Raw genomic sequence first — 19310 nt, forward strand, 5'->3', positions numbered from 1 at the left:
ACTATCATTACCTTTTGTAAAGCGGTAATGGATATTTTTTAAACGGCCGGTTACATCCAGTCGGTGTTGCGGATCACCCCAACGGCGATACCTTCAATCGACAAATGCTGGGTATTGAGGTCAACCACAATAGGGGCAAACTCCTCATTCTCAGCATGCAGCAAGACCTGCGCGCCTTTGCGCTCGAGGCGCTTTACCGTCACATCATCTTCAACCCGGGCCACTACGACCTGACCATTGCGGACATCCTGGGTTTTATGCACAGCGAGCAAGTCGCCATCCATGATCCCGATATCCTTCATACTCATGCCGTTGACCCGCAATAGGAAATCGGCACGCGGCTTGAACAGTGACGGATCCACCTCGTAGTGGGTTTCAACATGTTCCTGGGCCAGGATAGGCTCACCGGCAGCAACCTGGCCGATCAGCGGCAGGCCGCTTTCTTCGTCATCATTGCTGCCAAGCAGGCGGATCCCGCGCGAGGCGCCGGGGATAATTTCAATCACTTCTTTTCGGGCCAGTGCCTTGAGGTGCTCCTCGGCGGCATTGGCAGAACGGAAGCCGAGTTCACGGGCTATTTCAGCACGTGTTGGCGGCATTCCAGAATCTTCAATTTTTGCTTTGATCAAATCAAAGACTTCTTGTTGGCGCGGCGTTAACGGCTTCATAACTCACCCTGTCTTTTTATACAGTTCACTGTGAGTATATCCAGTGTTACCACGCTTGAAAAGGCTATTGTTTAGGAAAACAACAATTTTGGCGTAAATTCACCAGCCGCACCGATTTGCAGCAAGCCTCTCTTTCCCATACCCAAAAGGGATGGCAAAGACGGTACGCAAATCAATAAAAATGTCATATAACGGCAAGTCTGTGCTATTTCGCTGCTTATAACTGGTTTTTTTCTGCTATCCTTGCCACGCATTAAGAATTCGAGGCTAGTAAAAGATATGTCAAGTTGGCAGAAAATCTACCAAAAAATACTGGATTTGCCGCTTTCTCTGCTGGTTAAAACCCACTCTATCCCTTCCGATCCGGTTGCGGATCTGGAACTGGACCTGGAACGCCCGATTGTTTACATCCTGCCGTTTCGCTCCAACACCGACCTGATGACACTGCGCAGCAGCACCCAGAAACTAGGGCTGCCCGATCCGCTGTCGCCGCTAGAGCTCAATGGACAACAGTTTGTTCGCTATGTCTATATTTCCGATGGCCCAAGCGTCTTCGGTGACAAGACCGAGCTGCCGCAGGAATCGATTGATCTGTTCACCGCCCTGCTCGAGCACCACAAGCAAGACAGCGAGCTGGATATCCAGGTTGTCCCTGCTTCCATTCTGTGGGGCCGCAAGCCGGGCAAAGAAGAAAATCACAAGCCGATATTGCGCCCACTCAATGGCCCGGAGAAGTTCTTCACCATTCTCGGCCACGGCCGCGACTGTATGGTGCGCCTGAGCCCGGCAGTGTCACTGCGCTACATGGCTGATCACCACGGTACCGACGACTCGATTGCCAATAAGCTGGCAAGGGTGGCGCGTATCCACTTCTCGCGCCAGCAGCTGGCTGCATCTGGCCCGAAACTGCCGGACCGCCAGGTGCTGTTCAACCGCCTACTTAACTCCAAGGCGATTGAAAAAGTGGTGGCTGAAGAAGCGGCAAGCCGCGATGTACCCATCGAGAAGGTACGCAAAGAAGCCGTCGATATGATGGAAGAAATTGCAGCCGATTTCTCCTATTCACTGATCAAGCGCGGTGAGCGTTTCCTCGGCTGGCTGTGGAATAAGCTCTACCAAGGGCTGAATATCAACAATGCCAAGCAGGTGCGCAAGCTGGCCCAAGACGGCCACGAGATTGTCTACGTGCCGTGTCACCGCAGCCACATGGATTACCTGCTACTATCTTACGTACTTTATCGTGAAGGCTTGGTGCCGCCGCATATTGCAGCGGGTATTAACCTGAACTTCTTCCCTGCCGGCCCGATTTTCCGCCGTGGTGGCGCGTTCTTTATCCGCCGCAGCTTCAAGGGCAACCGCCTGTACTCGACCGTATTCCGTGAATACCTGGCCGAGCTGTTTGCCAAAGGTTACTCGGTGGAATACTTCAGTGAAGGCGGCCGCTCCCGTACCGGTCGTTTGCTGCCGGCCAAAACCGGTATGCTGTCGATGACGATTCAGGCGATGCTGCGCGGCCTCAACCGCCCGGTAACCCTGGTCCCGGTTTACATCGGTTACGAGCATGTGATGGAAGTGGCGACCTACGCCAAAGAGCTGCGCGGCAAGCGCAAGGAGAAGGAAAACCTCGGCCAGGTGATCCGTACCCTACGCAAACTGCGCAACCTTGGTCAGGGCTATGTCAACTTCGGTGAACCTATCCCGCTCAACCACTACCTTAACGAACATGTTCCTGAGTGGCACAAGGATATCGACCCTATCGAACCGCAGCGCCCGCAATGGCTGAACCCGGTTGTAAACGATCTGGCAGTGAAGATGATGACCCATATCAACGACGCTGCGGCAACCAACGCCCTGACCCTGTGCGGTGTTGCCCTGCTTGCTGCCCGCCAGCGAGCGCTGAGCCGTGAGGATCTGGAACAGCAAATCGACTGCTACCTGCAGTTGCTGCGCAATGTCCCTTACTCTGGTCAGTTCACGGTGCCGGACGAAGATGCCAAGACGATGGTCAAACACGCCATCGAAATGGACAAGTTCGTGGTCGAACGTGACAGCCTGGGTGAAATGGTATCGCTGAACCGCCAGCAGGCGATCCTGATGACCTACTACCGCAACAACATCATCCATTTGTTTGCGATGCCATCGCTGATCGCCAATATTGTTATCCACCACCAGACACTGACGGTGGCCGAGATTGTCGAGCAAGTCAGCCGCCTGTACCCATTCCTGCAGGCCGAGTTATTCTTGCGCTTTGGCAAAGAAGAGCTGGAATCGGTGATTGAAGGCCAAGTAGAAGAGCTGGTTCGCCAGCGCCTGGTACTGCGTGACGGCGATACGATTACCCTCAACAGCGCCCGTATCGGCCCGCTTCACCTACTGGCCCGTACTATCACGGAAACTTTGCAGCGTTATGCCATTGCACTGACCCTGCTCAACTCCGAGCCGCAGCTGATGAAGAGCGATCTCGAGCAGCAGAGCCAGATGATGGCCCAGCGCCTAAGCCGCCTGCACGGCATCAACGCGCCGGAGTTTTTCGACAAGGGCGTGTTTGCCACCTTGGTGAAGACCCTGCGAAGCGAAGGCTACCTCAACGAGGAGTGCCACGCGGTATCGCAGCCTGTCGAGCAACTTGCCGAACAGCTTGCTTCCTTGGTATCACCTGAGGTGAAACTGACCATCCAAGCGGTAATGAACCGCGAGGAGCGCCTCGAAGACACCGAAAGCGAAGCCTAATCACAGGCTATCTCGTACCCAGGGCTGCCAGTGGCAGCCCTTTTTTTATCTGTCGGTTTTCCTGTGCCCAGGCACAAAAAAAGCGCCGCTAGCGGCGCTTTTCAAAAACTAGGAGGGTTCGGCTCTGACCGGTGACCTAGGCTAGGTAGGTGCTGGCAGCGATACCGATGCAGATCAGCATGCCGACATAGTTGTTGTTCAAAAATGCTTTAAAGCATGGCTCGCGCTCGCGGCCACGGATCAGCATCTGCTGGTACACAAACAGCGACGAAGCCAGCAGCAGGCACCAGTAATAGATTTGCGACATGCCTTCAAGTGCCCCAACCGCAATCAGCAACACCAGGGTACCCAGCTGCAGCAAGCCGATGATCATCTTGTCGAAACGGCCGAACAAAATTGCCGTCGACTTGATACCGACCTTGACGTCATCATCACGGTCAACCATGGCGTACTGGGTATCATAGGCAATGGTCCACAGGATATTGGCGACAAACAGCAGCCAGGCCACCGCCGGCAGCTCACCGGCCTGGGCCGCATAGGCCATCGGGATAGACCAGCCAAACGCCATCCCCAATACCAGCTGCGGCAAGTGGGTATAACGCTTCATGAAAGGATAAGCCGCTGCCAATACCACCGCCACTACCGACAGCATGATGGTCAGGGTGTTCATGGTCAGCACCAGCAAAAATGACACCAATACCAACAACCCAAACAAGGCTAGCGCCTCGCGCTCGGAAACCTTGCCCGAGGGCATCGGCCGCTGGGCGGTACGTTTGACATGGCCGTCAAAGTTGCGGTCGGCAAAATCGTTGATCACGCAGCCCGCCGCGCGCATGAAAATCACCCCGAGGACGAACACCCCCATCACATGGGGGTTCGGCATGCCCTCGGCAGCCAAAAACAACGCCCACAGCGTCGGCCACAGCAGCAACAGGCTACCAATAGGGCGATCGAAGCGCGCCAGTTGCCAGAACGCTTTCATCTTGGTCATTTCCAACTTAGGGTCTCCTTATAAATCGGTGCTTCCTGCAAAAACAGCTCCGCCACCAGCAGCGGCTTGTCATTGAGCCACAACCGCGAGCGCCTCGCCCAGACCGGTTGCTGTTCGGTTCCGACGTTGGCGACCACCAGCGCATCGCGGCGTGCAGTGCGATCGGTGAACACCCGGAACCCAAGTGGCATTTCCCCCAGTTGTGCCAAGTCCTGCTCCTGGCCTGTCAGCGTCGTCAGTGGGATCAAGGTCCTGGCAAACACCCATGGCACCCCGTCCCCCCTGAGCACGACCTTGCGCAGCAGGCAGTCGACATCACCGATCAGGGCACGTTCATCATCCGTCAAGCGCTCGCGACTTATCTGCCCTTGCTCTTCCAGAGAAACGGTAAATGCCCGGCAATGGCGCTCGAACCGGCGCGACAAGGAGTCCAACTCCAACAACCAATGCCCAAATTCAGTCCCTTCAATGACTGTTTCTTCCGGTGCCTGCCATTGGGCACTGTCTAGCATGGGCTTGTACAACTGTTTGAATTTCGACATCTTTCCAACAAAATATCTACCCAATCGGCCGCTAGGGCTTGGTAGATCAAGGTTAATTTATTACCATGAAGAAACACTATTGTAGCAAGCTGTAACCAGTACGAATATCGTTACGATCGAAAGAAACTCATTTGCAGCCATAAAAACCAATAACTCTATGAGCACCATAATGAAATTGACTTTATCTGGATTACTGTTCCTGTTGGCGAGCCTGCTGGTGCCAATGTCTGCCCAAGCCAATGACGGCGCCCCGGCCAACCCGCAATATACCTATTACACCCTTGCCCCTGACATCACCACCAACTATGTCACCCAGGGCAAGAAAATCGGCTACCTCCGCCTGCAGGTCGACCTGATGGTGGCTGATCCCTCCCTCATCCCAGACGTCGAGCACCATGCCCCGCTGATCCGCGATGCCATTATCAGTATTATCGGCCAACAGCCAGAGGCACGAATCAAGTCGCTGGCAGGGCGCGAGGAAATCCGCCAGGCTTGCCTCAACAAGGTCAACGAGCTGCTGCTGATCGAGACCAACAAACGACTGCTGACCGAGCTGTTGTTTACCAAGTACCTCTACCAGTAAGTTAACCACACCAGATACAACAAAGGCGCCCTAGGCGCCTTTGTTCTTTTTGCTTTTTATTGCTGCACTGGGGTTTAAGTGGTTATCGCAATTACGCCGCACTTTCGTGGCCAGCCTGCCAGTTGGCAATGAACTCAGCCACTTGCTGCTGCTGCTCCATGTCCAGGTACAAGCCCAGCTTGCTGCGACGCCACAGCACATCTTCAGCCTGCTGGACAAACTCGAAGCGCATCAGGTATTCCAGCTCCTTGGCATAGAAACCGGCACCAAAGTGCTGCCCCATGTCAGCCTCGCTGGCTACACCGGTGAAAATATCTTCGCAGCGGTTGCCATAGTTCGTCGCCATCCGCACGGCAGCGACCGATTCCAGCCATGGGAAACGCTGCTGCAGCTGCTCAGCCTTTTGGCTGGCATCATAACCCGCTTCGCCGCCCGGCAGGTAAGCATCAGCCGTCCACGGCTGGGTCATCTGCGGGAAGAACGGTGCCAGCTTGGTCATCGCCGTCTCGGCAAGCTTGCGGTAAGTCGTCAACTTGCCACCGAAGATAGACAGCAGCGGCGCCTGGCTGCCCTCCTGCTCCAGTTCCAGCGTGTAGTCACGGGTGATGGCCTGCGGTGAGTCAGATTCATCATCGCACAGCGGGCGCACCCCGCTGTAGGTCCATACCACATCGCCGCGGTTTAGCTTGTTGACGAAGTGGTTATTGTAGACATCCAGCAGGTAGCCGATTTCATTGTCATCAATCGCCACCTCGCGCGGGTCGCCATTGTATTCAACATCCGTAGTACCAATGATCGAGAAGCGGTCAAGGTAAGGGATCACAAACACAATCCGGTTGTCTTCATTTTGCAGGATATACGCCTGCTCCTCGCCGTGGACGCGAGGAACAACAATGTGGGAGCCTTTGATCAAGCGGATATTGCGTGGCGATGGCAGCTCAAGGCTCTGGTCGTAGAACGCTTTCACCCATGGCCCTGCGGCATTGACCAATGCATGGCAGCGGCGCTCGAACACCTCGCCGGTCAGGGTGTTGCGCACCGTTACCCGCCACAGTTCACCCTCTCGCTCGGCAGCTTCGACCGTACAGCGGTTGCGCACTTCGCCATCACGCTGGGCCACCTCCATCGCATTGAGGATCACCAAACGCGCATCGTCGACCCAGCAGTCAGAGTATTCGAAACCCTTGGTAATTTCCGGTACCAATACGGAATCAGCACCGAACTTCAGGCCGCAGCTTGCCGGCAGTGTCGTACGCTTGCCAAGGTGGTCGTATAAGAACAGGCCAGCGCGGATCATCCACGCCGGGCGCAAGTGCGGGCGGTGCGGCAAACGAAAACGCATCGGGCGGGCGATATGGGGGATTTTTTTCAGTAGTACCTCACGCTCAGCCAGTGCTTCACCGACCAAGCGAAATTCGTAGTGTTCGAGGTAGCGCAGGCCACCATGGATCAACTTCGAACTGGCCGACGATGTTGCCGACGCGAAGTCCTGTGCTTCGTATAGGCCAACCTTCAGGCCGCGGCCAGCGGCATCCGCAGCAATACCTGCCCCATTGATACCGCCACCGACGACAATCAGATCCAACACTTCGTTTTTTGCTGCCATTTCACCACCTCGACTACCGACTTTCGTTTAATGTTCTTTTTCGCGCACAAATGCTCGATAACGAGCACTATAGACAATAAATTGATTAAGATCATCATTATTATGCTCGAATATTTAGGTAAATATGATCGAACTGGCATTTTTACGAAAAAAAACGGGCTGCTTATTCAGCAGCCCGTTCGGGGTGTTCTTGCTTATATAGACGGCAAGCCTATGAAATAAAAGCGCTACCGGATGATTTCTATGTGCGTTTCATGCTCTGCCAGGCGTTTGGCCAGCTCTTCAGGCGGTGTCTGGTCGGTAAACAGCATATCAACCTGGCTGATATCCCCAAGGTTGACCATGGCATTACGACCGAACTTGGTATGATCGACACCGAGCATCACGCAGCGGCTGTTTTCAATAATCGCCTGCTTGACCCGGACTTCATGGTAGTCGAAATCAAGCAGTGAGCCATCGAGATCAATCCCGCTGATCCCCAAGATGCCGAAATCAAGGCGGAACTGGGAGATGAAATCCAAGGTTGCCTCACCGACGATACCGCCATCGCGGTTGCGCACTTCACCGCCAGCCAAGATCACCCGGAAATCATCCTTGCCGGTCAAGATACTCGCCACATTGAGGTTGTTGGTCACGATACGCAGATCGTTATGGTTCAGCAGCGCCCTGGCTACCGCTTCCGGGGTGGTACCGATATCAATGAACAGCGTCGCCCCGTCCGGAATATGAGCCACCATCGCCTGGGCAATATTGTCCTTTTCCGTCAGCTGCATCACCTTCCGGGTGCTGTAGGACGTGTTGACCGAGCTCGATGGGATCGTCGCCCCACCGTGGTGACGGCGGATTTTGTTGTCTTCCGCCAGCTCGTTGAGATCCCGCCGGATTGTCTGCGGGCTGACATTGAACCGCTCCACCAAGTCATCGGTGCTGACATAGCCTTGGGTTTTGACAAGATCAATAATTTCCTGGTGACGTTTACTCTGCTTCACGACTGACGCGGCTCCCTTTCGCTGTGGCCTGGTACCCTAACAAGCACTCTTATGAAATCGATATCATTAAGGCAAGAATAGCTTGCAAAACAACAAGGCTCCGCCCAATGCGAAGCCTTGTCATATTACCTAGGGTCTAATCAAGATGCCAATGATGGCGCTCCCAATCATGCATTTTGTGCTTGCTGATCCGCTTCTTTCTCACGGTGTAGACGGCTTTCGCCAATCAGTGCCAATGTCAGGAAGAAGATAGATAGGCCACAAGATGCAGTCAGCACCATAAAGCCGCCATCCCAGCCGAAGTGGTCTACGGTGTAGCCCAAGATAGCATTCGCAGCTACCGCCCCGCCCAAGTAACCGAACAGACCCGTCAGGCCAGCAGCCGTACCTGCTGCTTTCTTCGGTGCCAGTTCAAGGGCGTACAGGCCAATCAGCATAACCGGGCCGTAGATCAAAAAGCCGATAGCCACCAGCGCAGCCATATCAACCGCAGGGTTGCCGGCAGGGTTGAACCAGTAAACCAATACCGCAACAGTAACCAAGGCCATAAACAGGATACCTGCCGGCGCACGGCGGCCCTTGAAGAATTTATCCGACATCCAACCACACAGCAGGGTACCCGGGATACCGGCCCACTCGTAGAGGAAATAAGCCCAAGACGATTTATCTACGGTGAAATCCTTCACTTCGCTCAGATAAACCGGAGCCCAGTCCAATACCCCGTAGCGGATCAGGTATACGAAGGCATTCGCCACCGCGATGAACCACAACAACTTGTTGTTGAACACATACTTGAAGAAGATTTCTTTCGCCGTCATCTCTTTTTCGTGAGAGGCATCATAGCTATCAGGATAATCATCTTTGTGCTCTTCGATAGAAGGCAGGCCGCAAGACTGAGGCGTGTCACGCATGACCAGCAAGGTGAATGCCGCTACCAACAGGGCAAAGAATGCCGGGACATAGAAAGCCGCCCGCCAGTCATCGTTGAATGCCCACAGGCCAAGCAGGAACATCGGGCCGATCAAGCCGCCACCGACGTTATGGGCCACGTTCCAGACCGAAACTACCTCACCCCTTTCCTTGCGCGACCACCAGTGCACCATGGTCCGGCCACAGGCAGGCCACCCCATTCCCTGGAACCAACCGTTCAGGAACAGCAGGATGAACATCGCTGCAATACTGCCCGTTGCCCACGGCATAAAGCCAAAACACAGCATGACGATGGCCGACATACTCAAGCCAGCGGCCAGGAAGTAGCGCGGGTTGGAGCGGTCGGACACACTGCCCATCAGGAATTTCGATAGGCCATAAGCGATAGATACCGCAGCCAGGGCGACACCCAGATCACCACGGCTGTAGCCGTATTCCTCGATGAGGTAAGGCATTGCCAGGCTGAAATTTTTTCGAACAAGGTAGTAGCCAGCGTAGCCAATGAAAATCCCGGCAAACAACTGCCAACGCAGGCGTTGATAGGTGGAGTCAACCTTGCCATCGGGCAGACGCTCCCGATGCATAGCCGGTTTAAAAATACCAAACATAGAATGTACCTTTTTATAGTGCTTTTGCGATGGTATGAGTACAAACGAGTACAGGGTGAGCGAAAATAATCAATTTCGCTCAAGGTATGCAAATTATTGCTCTAATGAAGGTAAGAAAATGTGAATAGTGTCAAATAGGTAGATTTAGTCGCTGGGTTAGCGGCAAAAATCAGGGGATTTTACCGGAATTACGAACTACTTTGGCATATCAACAAAAAAGGTGAACATCCGGGGACGGATATTCACCTCTTTTTGTACCCCAAGCGAATTAGCGACGCAGCTTGGCGTCCACCCAGCCCAAGGCACAGCCGCTAAGCAGGCCAAAAAGGTGGGCCATGTTAGCCACCGACATGCCCAGCACATCGGCAAAGCCTAGCACCAGCCACGCCAACATGAAGACCACGTAAGGCTTGGGGATAGACAGGCCACGGCTGGGTGCCAGCCCCCCCATCCACCAGATATAGCCCAGCAGTGCATAAACCACGCCGGACAGGCCGCCGAAGTTCGGGCCGTGGAACCAGAACTGGGCAAAGCCCGACACCAACGCCGAGATCAAGAACACCTGGAGCAGCTTGGCGCTCCCGCTATGCCTTTCCAGCTGCCCACCGAGGATCCACCACCACAGGCAGTTGAAAATCACATGCAAGGTCGAGAAATGGATCAGCGCATGGGAGAAAAACCGCCATAACTGCCATTCATCGCCGTCCATCACCGGGAAGTGCATCAGGCGAAAGACGGGCTGCTGCATACCGAGCAACCACAGCAAGTAAACCACCACCGATACAGCCATCACCAGCAGAGTAAAGGGGCCCGCCTGGGCACGGACAAGGCCAACAAGGCTCGGGCTGCGGTACTGGAACTGGGCAGTACGGCTCTCGGCCACCTCCCATGATGCCGCCTGGTATTTGCGATCATAAGGATTGGAGAGGAACTGGTTGAGTTCAGCCTCAGCTTCCACCAAATACTGACCATCTTCAAGCCACAGGGCAAACAGGCCCTCTGGCTCCGGGGCCATCACCAGCGAAATGCCTCGCGAGGCCATATAGTCAATAAACGCCTGCGCCTGGCGTGGGTTGTTCAATCCGGCTAAGCGGTGCATATCGGTCTCCACAGTGAAAGGCTATTCGGCAACATCAGATCATAGTGGTAGTGATATCCCCCCGCCGCCCCCAGGCTGGCTTGGATCAAGCCATCTGGACACAGGGATAAGCGTTGCGCTTCCAGGCCTCGAAGCCGCCATCGAGGCTATAGACACATTCGAACCCCTGGTGGATAAGATATTGAGCAGCACCCTGGCTGCTGATACCGTGGTAGCACATCACGATCACTGGTTGCTCGAAATCAACCTCATCCATAAACGCCACCATTGTATCATTAGTTAGGTGAAACGCGCCTTCGGGATGGCTCAGGGCATAAGACTGGGGATCACGGATATCGACCAGTACCGCTTCGCTGCCCCCCTGCGAGAGCAACTGATAAGCCTGCTCGGCAGAAAGATGTTCAAATTGATCCATAATTTACGCTGACTCTTGTTGGAATTGATCAACAGGCAAGATCGTCCTACCTGATAAAAATGTGACGATCGTCCGTTTTGGCCAAAACCACCACGCGCCGCCTTATTTCACTATTGTAACCGATCAAGTTACTCACAACCCCATCGAAAAAATAAGGGTAAACCGGCAAGACCAAAATGCAGCTAAGCCCCACAGGGCAAGGGCCTGCAATACCTTCACCGTATCCCCGACAGCGCCACTGGCCAAAATACCACCAGCTGTGGAAAAGACTGTGAATTGCGTTGATAATGTGTTTCCACAAATATGGATCCACTATATGTAGGTAGGATCATGTAAAAAGCTGTGGATAAACTTGTTTCAACTTCACATTTACCATTGATTTTGTGATGTATATCCCAGATTTTAGGCATAAAAAAACCAGCCCTTGGCTGGTTTTCTCTTGTTGCGATTTGTGGATAGTTTGCCGAGGATCCTCAGGCGAAATCACCCACTGCTTCCTTGAGCTTTTTCATCGCATTTTTCTCTAGCTGGCGGATCCGCTCTGCGGATACCTGGTAGTGTTCAGCCAACTCTTGCAAGGTCGCCTTGCTGTCTTCCAGCCAGCGCGAACGCACAATGTGCTGGCTGCGCTCATCGAGGCCAGACAGGGCATTCGACAAACGGTTGTTGGCGTGGGCTTCCCAGTTGTTTTCCTCTACGCTCAGCGCAACATCTGACGATTTGTCTTCGAGGTAATACGCCGGCGCGCTGTAGCTGGCTTCGCGATCATCGTCTTCGGTCGGCATTTCAAAAGCCGGATCCTGGGCAGCAAGACGGGATTCCATCTCGCGCACTTCGCTAGCCTCTACGCCAAGCTGGTCAGCAACCATCTGCACTTCGTCATTGTTGAACCAGCCAAGGCGTTTTTTTGCCTTGCGCAAGTTGAAGAACAGTTTGCGCTGGGCCTTGGTGGTCGCCACTTTGACGATACGCCAGTTACGCAGTACGTATTCATGGATCTCTGCTTTGATCCAGTGAACAGCAAAAGATACCAGGCGGACGCCGACTTCAGGGTTAAAGCGCTTGACCGCTTTCATCAGGCCAATATTGCCTTCCTGAACCAGATCAGCCATTGGTAAGCCGTAGCCTGAATAGCCACGAGCAATGTGAACAACAAAGCGCAGATGGGACATCACCAATGCCTTTGCCGCATTGAGATCACCATCAAAATGAAGACGCTCAGCTAGCTCGCGCTCCTGCTCCGCCGACAGCATAGGATAGCTGTTGACGCTCTGGACATAGCTATCCAGACTATCTGCAGTGACCAGAGCCATTGAAGTCATCTCTTGTGCCATTCAACAAACCTCGTTTATTTTTTGTACCAATGCGAAATTGCATGAACCGACAATGATGCCTGTAAAACAGGCCTCATTGCAAGCAAGCCGCGTAATTTACCCTATTTGTAGAGTTAAAAATGTCAGATAGGTTCAATTTCTTTCAAATGACGTCCAGCCGACAAACGCGCAGCAAGCAGGCCAAGGAATGCCGAGATCATCAATAAGATCAAAGACTCATCCCAACCTAAGCCGATCATTCTGAACGGGCTGTCATACAGATCCGCCAAATGGGCCACAGCGCCATCGAGCAGCATCGCCACCAATGCGGTCAACATCCAGGCAGCTACACCGCCAATCAAACCATACCAAACCCCGGTATAGAGATAAGGGCGGAGGATAAAACTGTCGGTCGCCCCGACCAGTTTCATCACCTGGATCTCATCACGCTGGTTGAGCACCTGCAGGCGCAGAGTGTTGCCGACAATCAAAAAGACCGCAAACAGCATCAACCCGGAAATAATCATAGCCAGAATAATGACAAGTTGCTTAATCGCAGCCAAACGCTGGAGCCAATCACTGTCGAGCCGCACCTCGTCCACTCCGCTTTGCACCCGCAAACGCGAAGCCAGCTCGGTAGCCTTGGCATCAAGCTGCCACGCCTCGGTTGGCTTGACGACCAGTACTGCCGGCAGCGGATTGTCATCCAGCAGGCTAAGCGCTTGCTCAAAGCCGGCCTGCTGGCGGAACTCGGCCAGCCCCTGCTCAGGCGAAATCGCCTCAAGGCTATCGACTTCCGGCCACTGCGCCAACTCGTCATGCAGTTGCTTTGCCTGCCCTGTTGAAGTGCCCGGCTCCAGATAGATAGTCATCTGGGTCGGGTTCTGCCACACCTGTGCCACCACGGTGACGTTCTTGGCAAACAGGTAAAAACTCGCAGGTAGCGTCAGGGCAAACGCCAGCACCGCCAAGGTCAGGATGTTGCCGAGCGGGCGGCGCATCATATCTGCAAGTGACTGCTTACATTGCTGCTTGTGCAAGGCAAAAAAGCCGGTTTTATTTTGCGCCACTGGCTAGCTCCCTTAATTGTCCCTGATACAAATCCAATCGACGGTAATTGTGGGTGGTCAACAGCGAGGTATCGTGGGTTGCCATCAGCACCGTGACCCCTACCCGGTTGAACTCTTCGAACAACGCCATGATCTGGCGGGACAGCGCCGCATCGAGATTACCGGTCGGCTCATCGGCCAGCAGCAGCATCGGCTTATTGACGATCGCCCGTGCAATCCCCACCCGCTGCTGCTCACCGCCAGATAGTTGCACCGGCAGACAGCGAGCCTTGTCGAGCAATCCGACCTTGTCGAGGGCCGCCGATACCCGGCGCTTGATCTCGTTCTCGGTGGCCTGCTCAACCCGCAACGGCAGGGCCACGTTGTCGTAGATGGTTCTATCCATCAGCAACTTGTGATCCTGGAAGATAATGCCGATATTGCGGCGCAAGAACGGGATCTGCTTGTTGTCAATCCGGGTAATATCATGCCCGTTAAAGATGATCTTGCCGTCACTCGGCCGCTCGATGGCACAGATCAGTTTCAGCAGAGTACTCTTACCCGCACCCGAGTGCCCGGTCAGGAACGCCATATCTGCTGGCTGCAGATGGAAATCGACCTTTTGCAGGGCCTGGCGCCCGCCCCGATAAGCCTTACTTACCTGCTGAAACCGAATCACACCTTAATCCTCGTCACTAAACAGCGCTTCGATAAACTCATCCGCCGCAAACGGGCGCAAGTCTTCAATCCCTTCCCCGATACCGATGTAGCGGATTGGGATATTGAACTGATCGGCAATGGCAAAGATAACACCCCCCTTGGCCGTACCGTCCAACTTGGTCAGGGTAATACCGGTCACCGGGGCAACCTCGCTGAACAACTTGGCCTGGCTGATCGCATTCTGCCCGGTACCGGCATCCACCGTCAGCATGATTTCATGCGGCGCATGCGGATCAACCTTCTTCATCACACGGACGATCTTGCGCAGCTCTTCCATCAGGTTGCCTTTGTTCTGCAGGCGGCCTGCAGTATCGGCAATCACGACATCCACATTCTTCGCCTTGGCAGACTCGATCGCATCGAAGATCACCGAGGCACTGTCTGCGCCGGTATGCTGGGCAACAACCGGTACGTTGTTGCGCTCGCCCCAGACCTGCAGCTGCTCAACCGCCGCTGCACGGAAGGTATCACCGGCTGCCAGCATCACAGATTTGCCCTGGCCCTGGAACTGCTTGGCCAGCTTACCGATAGTCGTGGTCTTACCGACACCGTTTACGCCCACCATCAGAATAACGTAAGGCTGCTTGGCTTCGTCAATCACCAGCGGCTGCTCGACCTTGGCCAGCATGCCAGACAGCTCTTCTTTCAGCAGGCCGTACAGGGCATCACCGTCTTTCAGCGACTTGCGGTCCGCCTTGTCCGTCAGGTTCTCAATGATCTTGAGGGTGGTGTCCATACCGACATCGGCCACCAACAGCTGCTCTTCCAGCTCCTCGAACAGATCGTCATCGATTTTCTTGCCACGGAACAAGCTGGCAAACCCCGAGCCGAAGTTGGTCTTGGTTTTCTTCAGGCCGCGCATCAAGCGGGCAAAGAAACCTTCGCTCTTAGGTTTTTCCTGCAATGCCTCGGCTTGCTGCAACTGCTCTTCTTCCAGCTGTACCGCTTGGGCCTTGGCTTCTTCTTCCGCAATGACTTGGGCGGCAGCCTCGGCTTCTGCTTCTGCCGCTGCCTTGGCGGCGGCCTCGGCTTCCGCTTCTGCCGCTGCTTTGGCGGCTGCCTCGGCTTCCGCTTCTGCTTCCGCCGCAACTTTCGCAGCAGCTTCGGCTTCCGCTTCTGCTTCCGCCGCAACTTTCGCAGCAGCTTCGGCTTCTTGTTCTGTTGCTTGTTCTTTTACTGCTTCAGCCTCAGCTGAAACCGTTGATTGTTCTTGATTTTGTTCGGTTTGCTCGGTCTGCTCCTCAGAGCCAAAACCCAACCACGAAAATAATCCGCGTTTCTTTTTTTCTGCCATTGGCAAATCCTAGAGCTTGATTGGTACAATTTGCGGCCTAAACACAGGTGTATACCCCCAGCGGCATGATTTCGGCATACATGTTTTCGCCTACAGCCAAGGGGTTTAGGTATACTATCATTTTCTAAACGGTCGAAGAAATCTATGACAAGACGCAGACAACAATCAGGGCGAAATATGCCAAACAGCCGCCGTGACGGGTTCGTTAGGATCATCAGCGGGCGCTGGCGTGGGCGTAAACTTCCCGTCCACGACGTCGAAGGCCTACGCCCAACCACAGATCGCGTCAAAGAGACCGTTTTCAACTGGTTGGCACAAGATATTATCGATTCGCGCTGCCTTGACCTGTTTACCGGCAGCGGCAGCCTGAGCTTCGAAGCCCTATCGCGCGGTGCCAGCCATGTCACCATGCTTGAGCTTGACAAAAAAGCCGCCGAGCAACTGGAAAAAAACCGGGCGACCATCGGCGCAGACAATGCCGACGTCCTCAATACCGACAGCCTGGCTTTCCTGAAGCAGGCCGGTACCCCGCACGACGTGGTGTTTATCGACCCACCGTTCCGCAAAGACCTGATTGATGAGGTGATCACCCTGCTCGAGCAGAATAACTGGCTATCACCCCACGCCGTCATTTACATTGAGGCCGAGAAAGAATTCGGGGAGCCAGTGACACCAGCACATTGGCATCTCCACAGGGAAAAAACAGCGGGACAGGTCTGTTACCGCTTATTCGAAAGAGAGGAAGCATGAAAGCACTGATTTTACTTGCCAAAGCGGCGATCGGCTTTGTCTGGCTGGTTTTGCTGATCAACATTTTTCACCCGTTCCCGGGCGTCGCGGCGATGGCGCTCTATATCATGACCGGGTTCCTGTTCATGATGCATGGCCTGCAAATGCTCATTTTCATCGGCGCCTTCGGCGACAAGATCACTATGACCCGGTGGGAAAAATGGTCCATCCTGATCTTCGGCATCTTTGCCCTGCTTGATATCCGCCGCAAGCACATGATGTAAAAATACGAGGCCAAATGGCCTCGTTTTTTCCAACTCACACTTTATGCTAGCCCATCATGAAAAACTTGCGGATGCCGTCCAGGAACATCTGGGTCGAAATCATGATCAGCAACAAACCCATCAAACGCTCGACAGCCTTGAGTCCCTTCTCGCCCAGCAGGCGGTTGAACACCTCGTAAAACATCAGGATCACAAACGATGCACCCCACGCCAGCAATACGGCGATCACCCAGTCTGTGGTGCGACCCGGCTCCTGGTTGGACAACAGCAATAAAGAAGCCAATACCGAAGGCCCGGCAATCATCGGGATCGCCATCGGCACGATAAACGGCTCCTCACCGGCAGCAAGGCCGGTCACGCCACCCGGCTGCGGGAAAATCATCCTGATCGCTATAAGGAACAGGATAATACCGCCGGAAATACTGACGGTCTCGGTCGAGACATGCAGGAAGTTCAGCATTTTCTGGCCGCCGAACAAGAACAACAGCAAGATCACCAAGGCAATCAACAATTCACGGATCATGATAAAACGGCGGCGCTTGGGCTCAATGTGCCGCAGGATAGACAACATAACCGGCAAGTTGCCGAGCGGATCCATGATCAGAAATAGCATGACCGCCGCAGAAATAATTTCCACAGAGCAGACCTCAGATAGCGAATAAATTAAAGAAGTATCAAGAAATAAGGACGATCAGCCAGAATGCCGACCGGAGGCGGGAGAGTATAACAAACCATCAGCGTGGTGGCGATATTTTACCACCCGCAACTTTCAGCGGCTGGCAGGCGCCAACCGCTTCTAACCAACGTTAGTGATTACACATACGCTCGCGGTTAGCCGCTACATACTCGCCGTCTTGTACGACCTTGCGGCGGTCCAGCAAAAAGCTCATCAGAGCATCAAAAGTCAGGTCTTGCTGGCTGCAAGTATAAAAACGTACATCTTCACCGTATTCCGCCACAATGGCCTGCTTCAGGCTGGCAAAGGTATATGGCGTTTCCGCTGCCAATAGCATGTTCAACAGGTTATGGGCATGGACTTGGTTATCACTCATGGTAGGCATTCTCTTCACAGAACAATAGCAGCATTGTAGCGCCATGATGGTGGGGAAAGATTGACCAAAAACAAATTAGTGCATTTTATATGTATGTTTAATTTCCTGCGACCCTGTCTCGGCCGCATTGCCAGCAAAGTTCAAACTGGCTGCCATTTTGCTCCCCGCAGCCCGCACACACCCAACCGGATTGGTCGGCCTGCTCATACTCGGCCAGCAGCCGCTGGGCACTGGCCTGCTGGCAATCCTTTACCCAAAGGCCGACTTCGACCACGTTGGCAGGTAGCTCACCCGCCGCGGCACCTAACCCTTCCCCGCTGAGGTGCACGGCTATATGCTGGGCTTCCAGCATCCCCTTGAGGCTATGCGCCTCCAGGGCATTAGCCGCACTGTATATTTTGCACCAGTTTTCCGACATGACCATCCCCATTGATTTTGCTTATCTCCAGTATGATCTAAAGACAGATTAAGAGGCGGAAAAGTTTCAGGAATCAGTCACTAAATAGCCAGTAACGTGGCAACGATTAAAGACTGGGCAAGGAAATAGCTGGTCATCACCATTGTCGTCGCCGACTTGAACGCCCCCCGGAAACGGTCAATGGCCAAACAGAGATCGGAAAACATAAATACCACCGCACCGGCAAAAGCCAACAGCGCCATCGTTGTCGAGGTCGTCAGCCAAAACTCACCGGCCGCCCAAGCCATTTGCACGATCACTGCAATATAGGCAGCAACGGGTATCATCATCTTGCCCAATGAAGGCAATAACAGCAGAAACACGATCACCCCCACTGCCGCCAGCATCGCTGGCAGCCACCACAGGATCTCGCTACCGAGCTGCGACCAGAAAGCCACCGAATAAGCGACATGCGCCAGGGCAAACGCGCCTAAACCCACCACAAAACGGTCTTTGGGCCACATCAAGCACACATCACCCACCACTGACAGCATCAGGCCAAGCAAGATAGCTCTGTGGTAGAAACCGCCATCACCAGCCTGCCAGGCCACACCGACTAGCAGCAGCATGGTGAAAGGCTTGAAAATGTAAAATTGCCAACGGGGGCCGTGATAGGCCGCCGTTATATGTAGAAGAGCAGAAAGAGCAATGGCTAACCAAACCCACATAGTTTCACCGTTATTATTATAAAGATGCCGCTGGCAATGAACCGGACTCTCAGCGGCAAGCACAGTTTAGGATCTGAAAGGCGATTGTCTAGCAACGAAGGCCAATAACTAGCGGAGAATCATATTAATCACGCTCCCAATAGCCGTTCTGTGAACCCGCTTATTGAGCCGGTTGAAAAACCCAAATGGCAAACGTTTGACTGGCAAGCAGGGGGAGTCTTGGCCAAGAGTGTAAGGTATACAAGGCAAACCCGCCTATTTCAAACACAAAAAACACTTACAGAAAAATAAATAAAAATATAAAAAAACAAACAGATAAAAACAAAAACTTACCTTTACCCCACCAAAAACATTGCCCAACTAGCTAACGGACCACTCAAGCATCTATAACTGTAAATTGGCATAAAACCTGCCGGTTTATTCAATCCACCTCCCATTAATTGTTGCTTGGCATTAGCCAGAAAAGACAAAACACCACATTTACCCCTAATGATGATCCACCAAAGCACCAAGCTTCATTTTCAACAACAAATAAATAAAGCACAAATCAAACGAAGAAATTAAAAAAATAAAACATTTAAAA

The 19310-nt window shown here is 53.6% G+C and carries 20 protein-coding genes; 4 read left to right on the plus strand and 16 right to left on the minus strand.

Annotated features, from left to right (window positions below):
• Window positions 1–50 precede the first annotated feature (50 nt).
• Window positions 51–668 carry a transcriptional repressor LexA gene (gene lexA / locus ACXAGQ_RS06915; RefSeq protein ID WP_475237832.1) on the minus strand — a complete coding sequence of 206 codons (618 nt, stop codon included), beginning with the start codon at window positions 666–668 and terminating at the stop codon, window positions 51–53.
• 279 nt (window positions 669–947) lie between these two features.
• Between lexA and plsB the strand changes: the two genes are divergently transcribed.
• Window positions 948–3398, plus strand: coding sequence for a glycerol-3-phosphate 1-O-acyltransferase PlsB (gene plsB, locus ACXAGQ_RS06920; RefSeq protein WP_475252780.1), 2451 nt, complete (start codon window positions 948–950; stop codon window positions 3396–3398).
• 136 nt (window positions 3399–3534) lie between these two features.
• Here plsB and ubiA read toward each other — a convergent pair whose 3' ends face one another.
• Window positions 3535–4389: a 4-hydroxybenzoate octaprenyltransferase gene (gene ubiA / locus ACXAGQ_RS06925; RefSeq protein WP_475252782.1), complete on the minus strand. Its 855-nt coding sequence runs from the start codon at window positions 4387–4389 to the stop codon at window positions 3535–3537.
• Window positions 4386–4931 (minus strand): chorismate lyase, encoded by a 546-nt coding sequence (locus tag ACXAGQ_RS06930; RefSeq protein WP_475252784.1) that lies wholly within the window; start codon window positions 4929–4931, stop codon window positions 4386–4388. Before ACXAGQ_RS06930 ends, ubiA begins: the two co-directional genes overlap by 4 nt.
• A 169-nt stretch (window positions 4932–5100) precedes the next feature.
• Here ACXAGQ_RS06930 and ACXAGQ_RS06935 point away from each other — a divergent pair, with 169 nt between their 5' ends.
• On the plus strand, window positions 5101–5514 hold the full coding sequence (locus ACXAGQ_RS06935; protein WP_475252786.1) for a flagellar basal body-associated protein FliL: 414 nt from the start codon (window positions 5101–5103) through the stop codon (window positions 5512–5514).
• 91 nt (window positions 5515–5605) lie between these two features.
• On the opposite strand, the gene glpD is transcribed toward ACXAGQ_RS06935, so the two are convergent.
• From glpD to ftsY, 9 genes are all read right to left on the minus strand, one after another.
• Window positions 5606–7120, minus strand: coding sequence for a glycerol-3-phosphate dehydrogenase (gene glpD, locus ACXAGQ_RS06940; protein ID WP_475252788.1), 1515 nt, complete (start codon window positions 7118–7120; stop codon window positions 5606–5608).
• Window positions 7121–7347: 227 nt separating this feature from the next.
• On the minus strand, window positions 7348–8109 hold the full coding sequence (locus tag ACXAGQ_RS06945) for a DeoR/GlpR family transcriptional regulator (RefSeq protein ID WP_475252790.1): 762 nt from the start codon (window positions 8107–8109) through the stop codon (window positions 7348–7350).
• A gap of 167 nt (window positions 8110–8276) precedes the next feature.
• Window positions 8277–9647 (minus strand): glycerol-3-phosphate transporter, encoded by a 1371-nt coding sequence (glpT, locus tag ACXAGQ_RS06950; RefSeq protein WP_475252792.1) that lies wholly within the window; start codon window positions 9645–9647, stop codon window positions 8277–8279.
• A 268-nt stretch (window positions 9648–9915) separates the two neighbouring features.
• Window positions 9916–10746 (minus strand): rhomboid family intramembrane serine protease GlpG, encoded by an 831-nt coding sequence (gene glpG, locus ACXAGQ_RS06955; protein WP_475252794.1) that lies wholly within the window; start codon window positions 10744–10746, stop codon window positions 9916–9918.
• 85 nt (window positions 10747–10831) lie between these two features.
• Window positions 10832–11161, minus strand: coding sequence for a thiosulfate sulfurtransferase GlpE (gene glpE, locus ACXAGQ_RS06960; protein ID WP_475252796.1), 330 nt, complete (start codon window positions 11159–11161; stop codon window positions 10832–10834).
• A gap of 473 nt (window positions 11162–11634) precedes the next feature.
• Window positions 11635–12495 carry an RNA polymerase sigma factor RpoH gene (gene rpoH, locus ACXAGQ_RS06965; protein ID WP_475252798.1) on the minus strand — a complete coding sequence of 287 codons (861 nt, stop codon included), beginning with the start codon at window positions 12493–12495 and terminating at the stop codon, window positions 11635–11637.
• 122 nt (window positions 12496–12617) lie between these two features.
• A complete protein-coding gene (gene ftsX, locus ACXAGQ_RS06970) occupies window positions 12618–13544 on the minus strand; it encodes a permease-like cell division protein FtsX (RefSeq protein ID WP_475252800.1) in 927 nt (308 codons plus the stop codon).
• Window positions 13531–14202, minus strand: a complete 672-nt coding sequence (gene ftsE, locus ACXAGQ_RS06975) for a cell division ATP-binding protein FtsE (RefSeq protein ID WP_475252802.1) — start codon at window positions 14200–14202, stop codon at window positions 13531–13533. The genes ftsX and ftsE overlap by 14 nt, the downstream gene beginning before the upstream one ends.
• Window positions 14203–14205: 3 nt before the next feature.
• A complete protein-coding gene (gene ftsY, locus ACXAGQ_RS06980; RefSeq protein WP_475252804.1) occupies window positions 14206–15537 on the minus strand; it encodes a signal recognition particle-docking protein FtsY in 1332 nt (443 codons plus the stop codon).
• A gap of 144 nt (window positions 15538–15681) precedes the next feature.
• Here ftsY and rsmD point away from each other — a divergent pair, with 144 nt between their 5' ends.
• Window positions 15682–16287 carry a 16S rRNA (guanine(966)-N(2))-methyltransferase RsmD gene (gene rsmD, locus ACXAGQ_RS06985; RefSeq protein ID WP_475252806.1) on the plus strand — a complete coding sequence of 202 codons (606 nt, stop codon included), beginning with the start codon at window positions 15682–15684 and terminating at the stop codon, window positions 16285–16287.
• Window positions 16284–16550 (plus strand): DUF1145 domain-containing protein, encoded by a 267-nt coding sequence (locus tag ACXAGQ_RS06990; protein ID WP_446512973.1) that lies wholly within the window; start codon window positions 16284–16286, stop codon window positions 16548–16550. The genes rsmD and ACXAGQ_RS06990 overlap by 4 nt, the downstream gene beginning before the upstream one ends.
• Before the next feature lie 46 nt (window positions 16551–16596).
• On the opposite strand, the gene ACXAGQ_RS06995 is transcribed toward ACXAGQ_RS06990, so the two are convergent.
• The 4 genes from ACXAGQ_RS06995 to ACXAGQ_RS07010 all read right to left on the minus strand — a co-directional run bounded on the left by ACXAGQ_RS06995 (window position 16597) and on the right by ACXAGQ_RS07010 (window position 18727).
• Entirely contained in the window at window positions 16597–17187 is a 591-nt protein-coding gene (locus ACXAGQ_RS06995) for a YhgN family NAAT transporter (RefSeq protein ID WP_039468363.1), read from the minus strand.
• A 169-nt stretch (window positions 17188–17356) separates the two neighbouring features.
• A complete protein-coding gene (locus tag ACXAGQ_RS07000; RefSeq protein WP_475252808.1) occupies window positions 17357–17602 on the minus strand; it encodes a YecH family metal-binding protein in 246 nt (81 codons plus the stop codon).
• Window positions 17603–17699: 97 nt separating this feature from the next.
• Window positions 17700–18020: a putative signal transducing protein gene (locus ACXAGQ_RS07005; protein ID WP_475252810.1), complete on the minus strand. Its 321-nt coding sequence runs from the start codon at window positions 18018–18020 to the stop codon at window positions 17700–17702.
• A gap of 80 nt (window positions 18021–18100) precedes the next feature.
• On the minus strand, window positions 18101–18727 hold the full coding sequence (locus tag ACXAGQ_RS07010; RefSeq protein WP_475252812.1) for a lysoplasmalogenase: 627 nt from the start codon (window positions 18725–18727) through the stop codon (window positions 18101–18103).
• Between the last annotated feature and the right edge of the window lie 583 nt (window positions 18728–19310).

The sequence above is a fragment of the Photobacterium sp. ABD4_091 genome (assembly GCF_056160145.1).

What these genes read in the sequence shown, in the direction of transcription:
- lexA (WP_475237832.1), bottom strand. Translation starts at nt 668, where the DNA reads ATGAAGCCGTTAACGCCGCGCCAACAAGAAGTCTTTGATTTGATCAAA.
- plsB (WP_475252780.1), top strand. Translation starts at nt 948, where the DNA reads ATGTCAAGTTGGCAGAAAATCTACCAAAAAATACTGGATTTGCCGCTT.
- ubiA (WP_475252782.1), bottom strand. Translation starts at nt 4,389, where the DNA reads ATGACCAAGATGAAAGCGTTCTGGCAACTGGCGCGCTTCGATCGCCCT.
- ACXAGQ_RS06930 (WP_475252784.1), bottom strand. Translation starts at nt 4,931, where the DNA reads ATGTCGAAATTCAAACAGTTGTACAAGCCCATGCTAGACAGTGCCCAA.
- ACXAGQ_RS06935 (WP_475252786.1), top strand. Translation starts at nt 5,101, where the DNA reads ATGAAATTGACTTTATCTGGATTACTGTTCCTGTTGGCGAGCCTGCTG.
- glpD (WP_475252788.1), bottom strand. Translation starts at nt 7,120, where the DNA reads ATGGCAGCAAAAAACGAAGTGTTGGATCTGATTGTCGTCGGTGGCGGT.
- glpT (WP_475252792.1), bottom strand. Translation starts at nt 9,647, where the DNA reads ATGTTTGGTATTTTTAAACCGGCTATGCATCGGGAGCGTCTGCCCGAT.
- glpG (WP_475252794.1), bottom strand. Translation starts at nt 10,746, where the DNA reads ATGCACCGCTTAGCCGGATTGAACAACCCACGCCAGGCGCAGGCGTTT.
- glpE (WP_475252796.1), bottom strand. Translation starts at nt 11,161, where the DNA reads ATGGATCAATTTGAACATCTTTCTGCCGAGCAGGCTTATCAGTTGCTC.
- rpoH (WP_475252798.1), bottom strand. Translation starts at nt 12,495, where the DNA reads ATGGCACAAGAGATGACTTCAATGGCTCTGGTCACTGCAGATAGTCTG.
- ftsY (WP_475252804.1), bottom strand. Translation starts at nt 15,537, where the DNA reads ATGGCAGAAAAAAAGAAACGCGGATTATTTTCGTGGTTGGGTTTTGGC.
- rsmD (WP_475252806.1), top strand. Translation starts at nt 15,682, where the DNA reads ATGACAAGACGCAGACAACAATCAGGGCGAAATATGCCAAACAGCCGC.
- ACXAGQ_RS06990 (WP_446512973.1), top strand. Translation starts at nt 16,284, where the DNA reads ATGAAAGCACTGATTTTACTTGCCAAAGCGGCGATCGGCTTTGTCTGG.
- ACXAGQ_RS07000 (WP_475252808.1), bottom strand. Translation starts at nt 17,602, where the DNA reads ATGAGTGATAACCAAGTCCATGCCCATAACCTGTTGAACATGCTATTG.
- ACXAGQ_RS07005 (WP_475252810.1), bottom strand. Translation starts at nt 18,020, where the DNA reads ATGTCGGAAAACTGGTGCAAAATATACAGTGCGGCTAATGCCCTGGAG.
- ACXAGQ_RS07010 (WP_475252812.1), bottom strand. Translation starts at nt 18,727, where the DNA reads ATGTGGGTTTGGTTAGCCATTGCTCTTTCTGCTCTTCTACATATAACG.